This is a genomic window from Desulfosarcina cetonica JCM 12296, assembly GCF_001311845.1.
GTDB lineage: Bacteria > Desulfobacterota > Desulfobacteria > Desulfobacterales > Desulfosarcinaceae > Desulfosarcina > Desulfosarcina cetonica.
Map to the genome: position 1 here is coordinate 1 of NZ_BBCC01000159.1, position 15,396 is coordinate 15,396.

The 15,396-nt window shown below is 54.5% G+C and carries 16 protein-coding genes, 2 tRNA genes and 3 pseudogenes; 1 reads left to right on the top strand and 20 read right to left on the bottom strand.

What is annotated here, in order from left to right:
- Positions 1-1,831 (bottom strand): two-component regulator propeller domain-containing protein (locus tag JCM12296_RS25715; protein WP_157067900.1); only part of this gene is annotated, 1,831 nt, incomplete at its 3' end.
- Positions 1,831-2,202 (bottom strand): LysM peptidoglycan-binding domain-containing protein, encoded by a 372-nt coding sequence (locus JCM12296_RS25720; RefSeq protein WP_054699255.1) that lies wholly within the window; start codon positions 2,200-2,202, stop codon positions 1,831-1,833. The genes JCM12296_RS25720 and JCM12296_RS25715, both read right to left, overlap by 1 nt.
- Positions 2,203-2,259: 57 nt before the next feature.
- Between JCM12296_RS25720 and JCM12296_RS50835 the strand changes: the two are divergent.
- A pseudogene (locus JCM12296_RS50835) lies at positions 2,260-2,682 on the top strand (IS1634 family transposase); the annotation flags it as partial.
- A 417-nt stretch (positions 2,683-3,099) separates the two neighbouring features.
- On the opposite strand, the gene JCM12296_RS38935 reads toward JCM12296_RS50835, so the two are convergent.
- The 18 genes and pseudogenes from JCM12296_RS38935 to JCM12296_RS25805 form a co-directional block, all read right to left on the bottom strand.
- Positions 3,100-3,432: a hypothetical protein gene (locus tag JCM12296_RS38935; RefSeq protein ID WP_157067901.1), complete on the bottom strand. Its 333-nt coding sequence runs from the start codon at positions 3,430-3,432 to the stop codon at positions 3,100-3,102.
- Positions 3,433-4,510: 1,078 nt separating this feature from the next.
- A tRNA-Cys gene (locus JCM12296_RS25730) sits at positions 4,511-4,585 on the bottom strand.
- An 11-nt stretch (positions 4,586-4,596) separates the two neighbouring features.
- Positions 4,597-4,671: transfer RNA gene (locus tag JCM12296_RS25735), tRNA-Gly, on the bottom strand.
- Positions 4,672-4,724: 53 nt separating this feature from the next.
- On the bottom strand, positions 4,725-5,288 hold the full coding sequence (gene pgsA / locus JCM12296_RS25740; RefSeq protein ID WP_054699259.1) for a CDP-diacylglycerol--glycerol-3-phosphate 3-phosphatidyltransferase: 564 nt from the start codon (positions 5,286-5,288) through the stop codon (positions 4,725-4,727).
- Positions 5,289-5,322: 34 nt separating this feature from the next.
- Positions 5,323-5,967: a fructose-6-phosphate aldolase gene (gene fsa / locus JCM12296_RS25745; RefSeq protein ID WP_054699261.1), complete on the bottom strand. Its 645-nt coding sequence runs from the start codon at positions 5,965-5,967 to the stop codon at positions 5,323-5,325.
- Between the two features lie 149 nt (positions 5,968-6,116).
- Positions 6,117-6,380, bottom strand: a complete 264-nt coding sequence (locus JCM12296_RS25750; RefSeq protein WP_054699263.1) for a YHS domain-containing protein — start codon at positions 6,378-6,380, stop codon at positions 6,117-6,119.
- Entirely contained in the window at positions 6,377-6,583 is a 207-nt protein-coding gene (locus tag JCM12296_RS45670; RefSeq protein ID WP_054699265.1) for a 2-amino-4-hydroxy-6-hydroxymethyldihydropteridine diphosphokinase, read from the bottom strand. The genes JCM12296_RS25750 and JCM12296_RS45670 overlap by 4 nt, the downstream gene beginning before the upstream one ends.
- Positions 6,583-6,918 (bottom strand): 2-amino-4-hydroxy-6-hydroxymethyldihydropteridine diphosphokinase, encoded by a 336-nt coding sequence (gene folK, locus JCM12296_RS45675; protein ID WP_054699268.1) that lies wholly within the window; start codon positions 6,916-6,918, stop codon positions 6,583-6,585. Before folK ends, JCM12296_RS45670 begins: the two co-directional genes overlap by 1 nt.
- Entirely contained in the window at positions 6,906-7,736 is an 831-nt protein-coding gene (dapF, locus tag JCM12296_RS25765) for a diaminopimelate epimerase (protein WP_054699270.1), read from the bottom strand. Before dapF ends, folK begins: the two co-directional genes overlap by 13 nt.
- Entirely contained in the window at positions 7,733-8,248 is a 516-nt protein-coding gene (locus JCM12296_RS25770; protein ID WP_054699272.1) for a hypothetical protein, read from the bottom strand. The genes dapF and JCM12296_RS25770 overlap by 4 nt, the downstream gene beginning before the upstream one ends.
- 5 nt (positions 8,249-8,253) lie before the next feature.
- Positions 8,254-8,733 (bottom strand): hypothetical protein, encoded by a 480-nt coding sequence (locus JCM12296_RS49460; RefSeq protein ID WP_306304126.1) that lies wholly within the window; start codon positions 8,731-8,733, stop codon positions 8,254-8,256.
- Positions 8,724-9,643 (bottom strand): annotated as a pseudogene (gene argH, locus JCM12296_RS50840) (argininosuccinate lyase). The gene JCM12296_RS49460 and the pseudogene argH overlap by 10 nt, the downstream one beginning before the upstream one ends.
- An 8-nt stretch (positions 9,644-9,651) precedes the next feature.
- Positions 9,652-10,860: an argininosuccinate synthase gene (locus JCM12296_RS25780; RefSeq protein WP_054699273.1), complete on the bottom strand. Its 1,209-nt coding sequence runs from the start codon at positions 10,858-10,860 to the stop codon at positions 9,652-9,654.
- A gap of 36 nt (positions 10,861-10,896) precedes the next feature.
- The gene (locus JCM12296_RS25785; RefSeq protein WP_054699275.1) at positions 10,897-12,078 is read right to left on the bottom strand and encodes an acetylornithine transaminase; all 1,182 of its coding nucleotides are present in this window, start codon (positions 12,076-12,078) and stop codon (positions 10,897-10,899) included.
- 88 nt (positions 12,079-12,166) lie between these two features.
- A pseudogene (gene argB / locus JCM12296_RS25790) lies at positions 12,167-13,062 on the bottom strand (acetylglutamate kinase).
- A gap of 16 nt (positions 13,063-13,078) precedes the next feature.
- On the bottom strand, positions 13,079-14,446 hold the full coding sequence (gene hslU, locus JCM12296_RS25795) for an ATP-dependent protease ATPase subunit HslU (protein ID WP_054699277.1): 1,368 nt from the start codon (positions 14,444-14,446) through the stop codon (positions 13,079-13,081).
- Positions 14,439-15,014: an ATP-dependent protease subunit HslV gene (hslV, locus tag JCM12296_RS25800; RefSeq protein ID WP_054699279.1), complete on the bottom strand. Its 576-nt coding sequence runs from the start codon at positions 15,012-15,014 to the stop codon at positions 14,439-14,441. Before hslV ends, hslU begins: the two co-directional genes overlap by 8 nt.
- 20 nt (positions 15,015-15,034) lie before the next feature.
- Positions 15,035-15,396, bottom strand: a 362-nt coding sequence (locus JCM12296_RS25805; protein ID WP_157067902.1) for a tyrosine-type recombinase/integrase, incomplete at its 5' end; no start/stop codon positions are given.

Sequence of the window (15,396 nt, forward strand, 5' to 3'; positions counted from 1 at the left end):
CCGGGTTTAGCTGAACAGCATATTGTAGTTCCTTCTTTTCTTGTCTATTATCAATATTTCTCACAATGAATTTAATTCTTCCTGAAAATAATTCTTTACTATCAGAAATAGGAGAACAATGCAAAATTGGCTTATTATTATTCTCATTATAATAGCAATTAAAAAGGGATTCCAATGCAATCTTTGGCCTGTCAGCTGTGGCAGCTACTGTGAAATTAATCTTATTTAGAGAAATATTTCCTAATCTATTTCTAACTTGTATTTGAAAAGTATACTCACCGCTTATAATGTTTTCAAATAGCACTTCTTTAACTTCTTTGTTCCATTGATTTGGCCATTCAGTCTCTTTTTCATACTTCTTTTCTAATTTATAACGATATAGAAGGTCAGTTTGCTGTGTTAAATCGTCCCTACCGCTAATTTTAAATGAAAAACTATTAGTTTTTAAAGGATGCAAAAAATCTTCCTGGTTCGTTATTGTGACGGTCGGACTATTATAATCAATACCAACTTTGAATGAATGTTGAATTTCAGTTACGTTTTGAAAACCATCGATTGCTTGAACTAATATTGTATATTTTACATTTTCTTGTAGATTATTTAGATTAACATTTCCATTTTCAGCAATTATCCATTTGCCGTGATTTTGATTTCTAATCAATTTGTATTTATAAATTATGTCTTCTTGTGGAGAGCCTAAGTCGCCATCATTACCAGTAATCCTGAAAGAAAAATTAGATGTTTTAATAAATTTAGGTATTTCATCAACTAATTCAATCTTTGGAGGAATATTATCATACTTTGCAAGCCCATTTTTCGAGCAAAACCAAATATGTCCGGTACGATCTTGAAAAACGTAATAATATCTACCCTCTGGTAAACCGTGTAAATGACCATATACTTTAATTTCGTGTTTCTCCTTAAAGCGAATGAAATAGTCATGATATGCTATCCAAACATAATCATTTAAATCTACCATGATATGTCTAGCAGTTGATTCAGGAAGAATCTCAATTGCTTTGTTAAATTGTTTTGCCGGCCATGAATAGTTGCTATTTAAAAAAGAACATGTCAGGTTCTTATCTTCTAAAATATATATCTTTCTATTTTGATTAAAAGCGATCCCTTTGGGCATTCCTTTTAATTTTAAGTACGGTTCGCCAATATTAACTATACTTTCATTAGTGCTTGAATCGGTTTCTGCTATTTTTAGGAGTTTTATACTTTTATTTATATCCGCAAAATTACATTCATTATTGTTGCTACTTAATTGGTATGCTTCTATAGCATATAAATGATTGTCATAATCGTTCTCAGCAACGTCTTGAATCCTTATATTCCTATCATTAAAACTGATAGGAATCAGATAATTTTGGTAAATTTTAAAAAAATCTATAGAGTACCCTCCTCCCCATATACATCCTTTGTTATCTTGGAAAATAAATCCGTCTTCAAAATTTTGCAAATTATTATAAGGACTATATCCTTTACACTGATTCCATTTATCATTGCTAAATTGGAAAAGACCATGTCTTTGAGTTCCTGCCCAAATATTCCCATCTTTATCTCCTAAAATTGCCCAAACATAATCATTAACAAAACCTTCTTTCCGTCCATAGTTTTTGAAAGTTGAACCATTGAATCGACTTACACCTGAAAATGTTCCAATCCATAAGTTTCCTTCACGATCTTGATCAACACATAGCGTACCGTTTGCTGGTAGACCATCAACAGTTGAAAATAGTTGAACTTTAGAACTTTCAAAGTTATCTATTATAGGGATATCAAACTGTGTTGCTGGTTGATCGGAGCAATAACCTAATGCGTCCATTAAAGAGAGGTACTTTTTTCTGATGGGTCAATACGAATTTTGTTGATTATTTTATCTTCAGGAAAATTTAAACCATGGATTTTTGGGATTTTAATTCGAGTTCCAACTAGTATTTTAGTTTCATCTTTTATTTCGTTAAAGTCCAATAAAATTTTGCTTACTGGCTTTTCCTGTAGTGTCCCATAATATTTATTCGCAATTGTTGAAATTATCTCTTTTTTGAGTATTTCATGCTCAATACAATCTATTTCTAGAAAGGGCGGAAAATTGCATTCTAAGGCAAGTCCATAATTTGCCGAAATAAAAATAATAGTTAAAAATTTAAATATTTTAAATAAAATGTTGAATAGTAAATATTTTGTTTTTCGCATGTTATTAGACATCCATAGGATATGTTAAAATGTATATATTTTCATTATAAGTATTCAGACAAACTGATCCATAAATCCAGTTCCAGTTATCACCATCTCCTTGGTGATGTTGAAACTGTGCCCAAATACAGTCGCGGCAGGCCGGCTTTAGCCAAACCCAGACAAGTCGTGCGCTATGAATATCGCTTGGTGACCACCATTACCGAAGCTTCAGACAAGATTGATTCCCTCAGGGAAGAAGCCGGTTGCTTTGTGCTGTTGACCAACCTTTTGGATCAGCAAGCGGAATGGTCCGCCGAAGCATTGCTTTCATTGTATAAGAGCCAGATCGGTATTGAGAAAAATTTCAGTTTTCTGAAGAAGGCCAGGCGGATCGAAGTACTGGAGTTAATTCTATTGATATCTCTGTTGATCTGGCGGTTGATGGAACGTTCCATGCGCCAGTATGTTGAAGCCAACGACTGCGAACTGCCCGGATGGGACGTTGGGGACGGGGATGTTTTTATGCGTTTTTCTTTCCTCAACCCATTCTATTTCAAGAAAACGAGGCGAGGTCCAGGCCATTCATCAAAATGCATGGACCTCGTTTTGACAATCATCCTACCCCACATCCCGCGAATCCAACCCCAACGCCTTACGTTTCCGCTAAATCCTCTTTCCCAAGACCACTCCCGCCTTTTCCGAATCCGGATCAACACCGAATGTTGCACCGACCATTTCCTTCAATTCCTCGGTGAGCAGACCGAACAGGCGGATTCGGGGTCCATTGGTTTATTGGTATCCTTTCCCCCCATGATCAGACCCTTTTAATTCTGGCTGACTCAGAGCTTCTCCCATCCTTTTTTTTGGACCACCGTAGTAACACAACGCCCGGCTGTTGTTCACCTCACTGCATAGTCACCGCCCAAGCCGATAAGTAATGTTCGTGCCTGATTCCTGAACCAACTGAACCATCACCAGTTCTTTACAGACCTCTTCAGGGGTTGCAGTGCTTGAAAAACCCGGGCACTGTGGCTTGATCCAATTTATAAACTTCGTGCGTTTTCTCGGCCGCTTCCTGCCATCAATTTGTTTGATCTTGGATAAGTCCCCTAAAAGGGGCTGAGAACCATTTTTTTCTCTCGCCCGCTTCGCTTGAGGGCACAGAGACGCAGAGGATGCTTGATTTCCGAGAAAGAAATCAAATGAAAGCCATGGCATGGGGCCATTCTGGCTTTTGGGCGAAGCCATGCAGTTTGTTGTTCCTCTCTGCGAGCTCTGCGACTCTGCGAGAGATTATTTCTTCGGATGACGGGGTGAAGTGAACCCTATCATCCAGCGTTTGAGGTTCGATGCTTAAAAAAGTGCCGTGGTTTGATTTGAAATCCCGCCGGAACGGTCCGAACCTTTTCGGGTGGCTCGGTCCAAGCCAGAGGTTTTATTGACTGCAATTAAAACGCCGGATCACAACCGCATTGGAAGACAGCTTCATGCTGTATCCAATGCGCCTGCATCCGGCGTAACGATTCGTATATTATGTTCCGCTATGGATCTATCTTTCACAACGCAGACCAGTCCAATTGTATTGTCGACAAAACAGGCTGTTTATCCGATGCGCTTGAGAAGAAACGCTTTTATAGCTTGCTATAGATCAAATAGAAGCCAACCCTCCTTATTCTTGATGCCCAGGCCAGCGTGACCGCATTGGGATTGATTGTTGTTTTTTCGCGGGCATGGCCCGCTCCTATGCGTGTCAATCGCCTGGCTCCTCACCGATTTTCAATAAATGTTTATTTTTTGGGCGGCGGGTAATTAGATCATGCAAATGTCATACAATCGGAACCAATAAAATTTCTTATTTAAATTAAGCCGGTTATGCTTTTGGGAGAATCGCCGGTGTCACGATTCGTGTCGATTCTTCCGATTGAGGGATTGTATGGCTGTCACGATAGGTGACACCAATGCATTCTGAATCAGTGAATTCGGTTATCCAGAAAGCTCCAGTGATTTTTGATTAAGCAAGTATCGCATAAAACAAATCGTCGGAGAGTTAGTGTTAAGGAAAGGAATACTGCCAATTTGTTAACCAAACGGATCCGATCCACCGCTTAACACTTAATACTTAAAACTTAACACTATCTTGAAATGTTTTTGGACGCGTTCAATCCCCCCATAACTTGAGCTTTGTAGATAACCGCATCAGTGAATTTTTGGGGCCTTGGTGGAAAGCCTTTGGGGTCGGGGGGAATTGCGGCAGGCACTAAAAGCTGAAGCACCGCAGTTGCCTGCGGTGCTTCGAAAATGGGATCCAATTATTTTAAGCAGATGATGGAGGCGGCATCCGGATTTGAACCGGAGAATGGAGGTTTTGCAGACCTCTGCCTTACCACTTGGCTATGCCGCCTTAAAAAAAAATGGAGCGGGAAACGGGATTTGAACCCGCGACTTCGACCTTGGCAAGGTCGCACTCTACCACTGAGTTATTCCCGCTCAAATGGAAACGCATATCTACAAAATATCGGTCCGCCTGTCAACAGGTTTTTTCAACCCTTGAGTAGTTTTCGGAAACGGAGGAAGTAATCCGCCCCGGACCAGATCGTGAAGACAAGCGCGCCCCAAAGGAAAACCATCCCGATGGCCTGAAAATCGAAACCCAGCGCCGGGTAGTGAAGCATCAACGGAATGATGGCCGCAATCTGGAAGCCGGTCTTGTACTTCCCCAGGCTGGAGGCGGAAACGTCGAGCTTGTTTTCGGCAATGATGTTGCGCAGGCCGGTCACGGCCAGTTCACGACCGATGATGATGCAGGCGATCCAGGCCGGCATCCATCCCAGGGAACTCAGCATGATCAGCGCACTGGAGACCAAGAGCTTATCGGCCACCGGGTCCATCACCTTCCCCAGGTTGGAAACCAGTCCGTAACGCCGCGCCAGGTAGCCGTCGAAGTAGTCCGTGATGGCGGCGGCGCTGAAGCACAGGCCGGCGACGAAGGCCGTGAACCGGTTGGGCACCATCAGCAACACGACCACGATCGGCACTGCAAGGATGCGAAACAGCGTCAATGTGTTGGGATGGGTAAGAAGTGCGTTGATCCGCTTTTTTTCCATGGGATTTCACTCCGGCGATCGGACGGAAGTAAAGCTATTTTTTGGCTTTTTCCCAGTCGGCGAGAAAGGCCTTGATCCCCTTGTCGGTCAAGGGATGGGCGGCCAGCTTGCTCAGCACATTGAAGGGAATCGTGGCGATATCCGCGCCCATCAGCGCCGAATCCAGGACATGCAGCGGATTACGGATGCTGGCCACGATGACTTCCGTGTCGAAGCCGTAGTTGTTGAAGATTTCGACGATCTGCTCGACAAGCTGCATGCCGTCCTGAGAAAGGTCGTCCAGGCGGCCCACAAAGGGGCTCACATAGGAGGCGCCGGCCTTGGCCGCCATCAGGGCCTGCAAGGGTGAGAAGACCAGGGTGACGTTGGTCTTGATATTCTCCTGACTGAGCTGCCGGGTGGCCTTGAGGCCGTCCACGGTCATGGGGATCTTGATGACGATGTTGCTGTGAATCTTGGCCAGTTCGCGCGCTTCCCTGACCATCCCCTCGGTATCCAGGCTGATCACCTCGGCACTGATGGGGCCGTCGACGATCTCACAGATCTCTTTGATGACGTCCTCAAAAACGCGTCCCTCCTTGGCAATCAGAGACGGATTGGTGGTCACCCCGTCAACCATGCCCATGGCATGCGCCTCGCGGATCTCGTCAACATTGGCGGTATCGATAAAGAACTTCATGGAGCTTTCCTTCCAAAAATTGATGGTAGCGGTTTCAAACGTTGCCGATCGAGTGGATATAGCATTATATTTATCGTCGTTTGTTGTAGGAGCTGGCCTTGCCTGCGACCATTATTTTGGTGAATAGGCTCCAAATGCGATTGCCCTGTTCAATCGGCCTTTTCTTCCTGCTGTTTCAAAAAGCGGTCCCGGCAGGCCGTCGAGCAGAAAAGGTAGGTCTTTCCGCCGTGCTGCAGTTCCACGCCTTCCCGCCGGGGAAAATGGATGCCGCAGACCGGATCCCGGACCATGACGTCATCGATATAGGCGTCGGCGGACCTGTCCTCCCGGGGCATCTGAAGCGTTCGCTTCAACCAGCGGGTGCCGACCCGGTAGGCAAGGTAGACCAAGGCAATCAGAATCAACAGTTTCATGGCAACCTGTCTGTTGTCAGTGCGGGTTGATCCGCCAGGGGAAAAATCTTTTGGCCGGCATCGTCCAGGGCGGCCAGAAGATCGGCCATGGCGCGTCCCAGCACCGGATGAACGACCGATGGGTCTATATCACAGATGGGTTGCAAGACAAAGGCCCTTTTGTGCATGCGCGGGTGGGGGATTTCGAGATCGGCCGTCTTCATCACCCGATCATCGTAAAGCAGGATGTCCAGGTCCAGGACCCGCGGTCCGAAGCGGATGCGCCCGCCTTGCGCCCCATGCGCCGCTGGATGGCCATGAGATGATCGAGCAGGGCTGCCGGTTCCAGGCGGGTGTGGATTTTGAAGACCGCATTGACGAACCAATCCTGGTCGGCATAGTCCACCGGCGAGGTGCGATAAAACCGCGACACCGCGATCAGGCGGGCCACGTCCCCCTTGGTGACGGCGGCAATGCCCTTCAGACAGTTATCCAGTTTGTCGCCCAGGTTCGCCCCCACGGAAATAAAGGCCGTGTGGGTCGCGGTCAGCGCCGCCATGCTTCCTCCCACAACTCCCCGCGATAGATCACCCGGGCATCGCCCTCCAGGTAGACCTCTGCAAAACGGTCGCCCTGCCACTCGAAGTAAATGGTCAGGTCACTCCCGCTGCGGGTGGTCAGGGTCACCGGCGAGGTCATCCCCTGGGTATGGGCCAGCAACAGGGCGGCGGCCACGTTGCCCGTGCCGCAGGCCAGGGTCTCGTCTTCCACGCCCCGTTCATAGGTGCGGATGAAGATCCGGCCGCCGGGCGCAAGGGCCACGAAATTGACATTGGTGCCCGCCGGGGCGAAATACGCATGCCGCCGGATCCGGCGGCCGATGGAGACCACATCCACGGTGTCGACATCGTCCACCAGCATCACCACATGGGGCACACCGGTGTTGATGCTGCCCGCCAGCATGACCGGCGTTCCCTCCAAATCCAGGGAAATCCCGTCCTTCAGATCCACGGGATCGGTCATGCGCAGCTTGACCGATCGGGCGCCGACGTCGGCTTCAATGGTGCCGGCCAGGGTATCGAAGGCCATCTGCCGGCCGGCGATGCCATGGATTAGCGCGAAGCGTGCCGCACACCGGGCGCCATTGCCGCACATCTCGGCCACCGAGCCGTCGGCGTTGAAAAAACGCCACTTGAAGTCGACCCGCGGCGAATCCTCGATCAGGATCAGCCCATCGGCGCCGACGGAGAGTTTGCGGCGGCAGGCACCGACGATCAGTTCGTCCAGACGCGTCTCGGGAACGATGGCCTCCCGGTTGTCGATGATGATGAAATCGTTGCCGCTGCCACTCATCTTGAAGAACGGGAGGGGATTCATGGGGTCTCCTTGGCGGCCGGCGGGATGTCATCGCCCGGATAGTCGAACTGGACCACGGCCGAATCCGCACCTTTTGCCGAACCGGTCTGCAGATACACCTTGAAGCGGTAGTGATTTCCCGCTTCCAGCGGCAGGGTGGTCGAGAATTGAAGCTCGGGGGCGTCCGTATACGGCAGGGTGGCCGCTGTTTCGAAAATCAATGGGCAGTTCTCGCACGGCGGCGTGTCGAGCATATTGCGGGAGCGCTGGATCACGAATTCCGACCGGCCGGCGGCAGCCTTCTCCAACGGTGCGTTGAGACGCCAGGACAACACCACCGACGCGCCGGAAAGCCGGTAGGCAAGATCGCCCACGGCCGGCAGGGGCGGTCGCTGGGGGGGCACCGGCGGTCCCTTGACCCCGCATCCATTGACGGCCAATGCGATCAGGAGCAAGGCCACCCCAAGGAGGACACCGATGGACGGCGCCCGCCAGGTGCGGATCGTCGCGTGCTGGGGAGGATGGCTGTGCAATCGATTTACCCCGCTTTCTCCTCGGCCAAGGCCTTTTTGGCATCGGCGATGGCGCCGCGGACATTCTCGGTGGAAGTCCCCCCCAGGCTCTGACGCCGGTCGATCATATGTTCCAGGGTGAGGTGGTCGAAGATGTCCGCCTTGACCAGCTGGGAGAACTGTTTCAGCTCGTCCAGGCTCAGTTGGTCCAGCTCCTTGCCCTGTTCCAGGGCGAATGCCACGGCCTTGCCCACGCAATCATGGGCTTTTCTAAAGGGCATGCCCTGCCCCACCAGATAATCGGCCATGTCCGTGGCGTTGAGGAACCCCACCGAGGCGGCCCGGCGCATGGTCTCGCGGTTGACGGTGATGCGCGGAATCATCTGGGCGTTGATGGAAAGGCAGGCCTTCAAGGTATCCACGGCATCGAAGAGCGGCTCCTTGTCTTCCTGCATGTCGCGGTTATAGGCCATGGGCAAACTCTTCATCAGGGTGATCAAGGCCACCAGGCGCCCACCACCCGGCCGGTCTTGCCGCGCACGATCTCGGGGATGTCCGGGTTCTTCTTCTGGGGCATGATGCTGCTGCCCGTGGCAAAGGCATCGGAGAGGGTGATGAAACCGAACTCCGCCGTGGACCAGAGGACGAACTCTTCCGACATGCGGCTCAAGTGAACCATGCAGATGCTCGCCGCCGAGAGAAATTCGATGGCGAAATCACGATCCGCCACCGCGTCCATGCTGTTGGCGCTGACCGCGGGGAAATCCAAAAGCTCGGCCGTGTAGGCCCGGTCGATGGGATAGGTCGTTCCCGCCAGGCGGCGGCCCCCAGGGGCATGACGTTGATGCGGCCCAGACAGTCGGCGAAACGCTGCTGATCGCGGGTGAACATCTCGTAGTAGGCCAGCATGTGATGGGCGAAGAGCACCGGTTGGGCCCGCTGGGTGTGGGTGTAACCGGGCATGACCACGTCGGCGTGCGCCTCGGCGATCTCCACCAGCACCGCGCGCAGGCGTTTGATCAGATCCAGGGTCTGACGGGTTTCGTCACGCAGGTACATGCGCACATCCAGGGCCACCTGGTCGTTGCGGCTGCGGGCCGTGTGCAGCTTCTGAGCCACCTTTCCGGCCACATGGAGCAGCCGCGCCTCGATGTGCATGTGGATGTCTTCCAGGCTGTCGTCAAAGGTGAACTCGCCGTGGTCCAGTTCCCGTTGGATGGTGCCAAGGCCTTCCACCAGTTGGGAGGCCTCCTCGTCGGTGATCACGCCAACCTTGGCCAGCATGCGGCAATGGGCGATACTCCCGGCGATGTCATACGGGTATAGTCGCCGGTCGTAGGCGATGGAGGCGGTGAAGGCCTCCACGCTTTTGTCCGTCTTCTCCGCAAAGCGTCCGTCCCAGGGTTTGTCCGCCATGGTCGGCCCTATCCTTTCTGCTGCATGAGCTTGCGGATGCGAAGCCTCAGGGCGTTGAGCCGGATGAAGCCCTCGGCATCGGCCTGGCTGTAAACATCGTCATCCTCGAAGGTGGCGTGGGCTTCGCTGTAGAGGGAACGCTCGGACTTGCGGCCCCTTAAGATGCAGTTGCCCTTGTACAGTTCCAGGCGCACCACGCCGGAAACGTTCTTCTGGGTGCTGTCGATCATGCCCTGCAAAACCTCCATTTCCGGCGAGAACCAGAAGCCGTTGTAGATCAGCTCGGCGTAGCGCGGAATCATGGCATCGCGCAAATGCATCACCTCGCGATCCATGGTGATCGACTCCATGCCCATGTGGGCCAGGCGCAGGATCGTGCCGCCCGGGGTTTCGTACACGCCGCGGGATTTCATGCCCACGAAACGGTTTTCCACGATATCCACGCGGCCGATGCCGTGCTTGCCGCCCAGGCGGTTGAGTTCGGCCAGGAGGTTGGCCGGGGAAAGCGTCTGGCCGTTGATCGCCACGGGGTCACCGGCTTCGAAGGTGATCTCGATGGTTTCGGGGGTGTCCGGCGCATCCTTGGGCGAGACGGTCAGGGTGAAAATATCGTCGGGCGGGCCGGCCCAGGGATCTTCCAGGATGCCGCCCTCGTAGCTGATGTGGAGCAAATTGCCGTCTGTGCTGTACGGCTTTTCATGGGTGGTGGGCACATGGATACCGTGCTTTTGGGCAAAGGCCATCAGGGCCGTGCGGGAGTGCAGGTCCCATTCCCGCCAGGGCGCCACGATCTTGATATCCGGTTTGATGGCATAGTAACTCAGCTCGAAACGCACCTGGTCGTTGCCCTTGCCCGTGGCGCCATGGCTGACCGCATCGGCCCCCTCGATGGCGGCGATCTCCATCTGTCGCTTGGCGATCAACGGCCGGGCGATGGAAGTTCCCAACAGGTACTGTCCCTCGTAGATCACGTTGGCCCGAAAAGCCGGAAAAACGTAATCGCGGGCGAAGTCTTCCTTGAGGTCATCCACATAGGCCTTGACGGCCCCGGTCTTCATTGCATTGGCTTCCACATGGGTCAGGGAGTCGGTCTGACCGATGTCGGCCGAGAAGGTCACCACTTCGCAGTCGTAGGTCTCGATGAGCCATCGCAGAATTACCGAGGTATCCAACCCACCGGAATAGGCCAGGACCACTTTGTTGATCTTTTCCGTCACTTCCGTTCTCCTTCGATAAAATAGACTTTTACAACGTTAGGGCAGGAGCTCATCCAAACAGCGGATCAGCGCGTTGATTTCGTTTTTCTCTATAATCAGCGGCGGCGCGAAACGCAAGGTATCGCCCTGCACGCAGTTGACCAGAAACCCCCGTTCCAGCAACTTGCCGATCAGGTCGTCGGCCGGGGCATCCAACTGCATGCCCAGCAAAAGGCCCTGGCCGCGAACGTCGAGGATGCAGCGGTGCCGCAGCTTGAGTTTGCTCAGGGCATCCTTGAAATACGCCCCGGTCTCTCCGGCACGCTCGATGACCTTGTCCTCCAGCAGGATGGTCAGGGCCGTAAGGGCGGCGGCCGTCACCAGCGGGGTGCCGCCGAAGGTCGAGGCATGGGCGCCCACGCCGAAACTTTGGGCCACCTTCTCCGTGGCCAGCATGGCGCCGATGGGAAGCCCGTTGGCCAGGGCCTTGGCCAGGGTCATGATGTCCGGAACGACGTCGTAGTGTTCGTGGGCGAAGAGTTTGCCGGTGCGGCCCATGCCGGTTTGAATCTCGTCCAGGATCATCAGCGCGCCCCGTCGGTCGCACAACTCACGGACCTGCGTCAGGTAACCCAGTTCCGGCGGATGGATGCCCCCCTCGCCCTGAATCGGCTCGAGCAGGACGGCGCAAGTGTGATCGTCAACCGCGGCCGCCAAGGCCTCGATGTCGTTAAAAGGCACGAAGGAAAACCCTTCCAAAACCGGGGAGAATCCCTTCCGGATCTTGTCCTGGCCGGTGGCCGACAGCGTCGCCATGGTGCGCCCGTGGAAGGATTTTTCCATGCAGACGATGCCAAAGCGCTCCGGCTGTCCCTGGTCCTTGGCGTATTTGCGGGCCAGCTTGATGGCCGCCTCGTTGGCCTCGGCCCCGGAATTGCCGAAGAAAACGCGGTCGGCAAAGCAATTCTCGGTCAACAGGCGGGCCAGTTCGGTCTGCGGAATGGTGTAGTAAAGATTGGAGACATGCACCAGTTCCCCGGCCTGGCGGGCAATGGTTTCGGCGATGCGCGGATGGGCGTGGCCCAGGTTGCACACGGCGATGCCGGCAACGAAATCGGTGTACTGGCGCCCCTGGGTGTCCCAGAGGTTACAGCCCTTGCCGCGCTGCAACACGATGGGGAAGCGTTTATAGGTCGCCGCAATCACCCGGTCCGCGGTGTGCATGATTGATTCTGTCATTCTTTTTTCTCCGAAAAAAAGGTTCGGGGGTGGAGGATAGGATTCTTTCGTCCTTCAGCCTAAATACCTTCCGCCTAAAAACCTGCTTTTATTCTGTCACTTCCGTCCCGATCCCCCGGTCGGTAAACAGCTCCAGCAAAATCGCATGCCGGCGCTTGCCGTTGATGATCGGAACCTTGCTCACGCCGTTTTTGATGGCGTGCAGGGCGTATTCGATTTTGGGAATCATGCCGCCGGAAATGCCGCCGTCGGCAATCATCCGCCCGATGGTGGCCGCATCGATGGAAGAGATCAGCTGGCCCTCGGCATCCATCACCCCATCCACATCGGTAAGCAGGATCAACCGTCCGGCGGAGAGCGCCGTGGCGATATGGCTGGCCACCAGGTCGGCGTTGATATTGTAGGTTTCCCCCTGGCGCCGGCCCCCACGGGGGCGATGATGGGAATGAAGCCTTTTTCCGAAAGGGTGTGAATGATGGCCGGATTGATGCGGGTCACCTCCCCCACCATGCCCGGGTCGATGATCTCCGGCGGACTGCCCGCGTCGCTCTGGTGGACGATGTGCATCTTGCGGGCCTCGATGAGGCCGCCGTCCTTGCCGCTGAGCCCGACGGCCTTGCCGCCCTGCTGATTGATCTGGGCCACGATGCTCTTGTTGACCTTGCCGCCCAGGACCATTTCGACAACATCCATGGTGGGGCCGTCGGTCAGGCGCATGCCGCGCACGAACTGGGGCCGGATGCCCATCTGGTCGAGCACCCGGTTGATCTGGGGGCCGCCGCCATGCACCACCACCGGGTTGAGGCCGATAAATTTAAGCAGCGTGATGTCGCGGGCGAAGTCGGTTTTGAGCTGCTCGTCCACCATGGCATGGCCGCCGTACTTGATCACCACGGTCATCCCGGAAAACTGGCGGATGTAAGGCAGCGCCTCGATCAGAATGTCGGCCACCGTCGAATTGGGGGCAAGGGTTTCAGGTGACATAGGGACTTCCTTCTTTTTATAAAATATACCGGCTCAGATCCTCGTCGTCCTTGATGGCCTTGAGCTTTTCGGTCACATAGGCCCCGTCGATCACATAGCGGGTGTCGGCCAGATCGGGCGCGTCGAAAAGGATATCCTCCAGAAGCCGTTCCATGAGCGTATGCAAACGCCGCGCGCCGATGTTTTCCGTGCGGGTGTTGACCTCCTCGGCGATCTCGGCAATCTTCTCCACCGCCTCGTCGGCAAACACCAGCTCGACGCCCTCGGTGCGCAAAAGGGCCATGTACTGCAGCAAGAGGGCGTTCTGCGGCTCGGTCAGGATGCGCACGAAATCCCCGCGCCCCAGGGCATCCAGGGTCACCCGGATGGGAAAACGGCCCTGCAGCTCCGGAATCAGGTCCGAGGGTTTGATCGCGTGAAAGGCGCCCGAAGCGATGAACAGGATATGGTCGGTCTTCACCGGCCCGTACTTGGTGTTCACCGTGGAGCCCTCCACGATGGGCAGAAGATCACGCTGCACCCCTTCGCGGGAGACATCCGGGCCGTGGCCCTTCTCTCCGCCACCGGCAATCTTGTCGATCTCGTCGAGAAAGATGATCCCGGCCTGCTCCACGCGGATGACCGCCTCCTGCACCACCGCTTCCATGTCCACCAGATTCTGGGCTTCCTCGGCGCTCATGATCTTCAGGGCCTCGGGCACCTTGACCTTGCGCCGACGGGTGTTCTTGGGCAGCAGCGGGCCGAGCATGTCCTTGAAGTTGATGCCCATCTCCTCCATGCCGACATTGGAGAAGATCTCCACCATGGGCATGCTGCGATCGGCCACGTCCAAATCCACATAGCGGCTGTCCAGCTTGCCGGCCTTGAGCATCTTGCGCAGCTTCTCCCGCGTGGAGTGGCTGTTTTCGGCGGTTGCGCTAACCACCTCGAGCCCGCCTTCACCGGTGGTTTCGCTACGCGGGCGGTCCGCCTTGGGCAACAAGAGATCCAGCATGCGCTCCTCGGCGATGTGGCCGGCCTTCTCCCGCACGGCGTCCTGGGCGGCGGCGCGCATGGCGTTGACCGTCAGTTCGGTCAGGTCCCGCACCATGGACTCCACGTCCCGGCCCACGTACCCCACTTCGGTGAACTTCGAGGCCTCGACCTTGTAAAACGGTGAATCGCTGAGCCGGGAGAGGCGTCGGGCGATTTCGGTCTTGCCCACGCCCGTGGGCCCGATCAGGATGATGTTTTTGGGCGCGATCTCGTCCCGCAGATCATCGGGCACCTGCCGGCGCCGCCAGCGGTTGCGCAGGGCGATGGCCACCGACCGTTTGGCCGCATGCTGTCCGATGATGTATTTATCGAGTTCGGCGACGATTTCGCCAGGTTTCAGGTCATTCATGCGTTAACAGCTCATCGATGGTAATCTGGTCATTGGTAAAGACGCACAGGGAGGCGGCAATTTTCATGGCCGTCTCGACAATCCGGCGTTCGTCCAGCCCGGTCTCGGTCAACAGCGCCGTGGCCGCCGCCTGGGCCGCCACCCCGCCCGAGCCGATGGCCATCACGCCCCGGTCCGGTTCAATCACGTCCCCGCTGCCGGAAATGAGCAGCATGGTGTTGCCGTCCGCCGCGATCATCAGCGCCTCCAGGCGGTGCAGGATCTTGTCCGCGCGCCACTCGCGAGCCAGTTCCACGGCCGCCCGGGTCAGGTTGCCGTTGAAACGCTCCAGCTTGTGCTCCAGTTTCTCGGTCAGGTTCAGGGCATCGGCCGTGGCGCCGGCAAATCCGACCAAAATCCGGTCCTTGTAGATCCGCCGCACCTTTTTGGCATGGTGCTTGACCACCGTGTTGTTGAGCGTCACCTGGCCGTCACCGGCCATCACCACGCGATCCTTGCCGCGCACGGCCAGAATGGTCGTACCGTGGAACCGGTATGCGTGTTCCGCTGCTGAAAATGATTTGGGCAAACCGTTTGATCCTTTCCGGGTTAGTTCCGGGGATGGGCCTTGTCGTAGACCGCCATCAGCCGGTCGATGCTCACATGGGTGTATTTCTGGGTGGTGGACAGGCTCTTGTGGCCCAATAGCTCCTGAACCGTCCTCAGATCGGCGCCCGCATCGAGCAGATGGGTGGCGAAACTGTGTCGGATGCCGTGGGGTGAAATCGGCACGGCCAGGCTGCAACGCCGAATCAAATCCTCCAGGATGCGGCCCACGGACCGGGCGCTGAGCCGACCTTTGTTCTTGTTCAAAAACAGGGGGCCGTCGACCTCGGTACCGATGCCGGCCTGCTGGTAAAGCCGGTCCCGGTAGGCCTTGATGCGCGCCAGGGCCGTTTGGCCCACGGGCA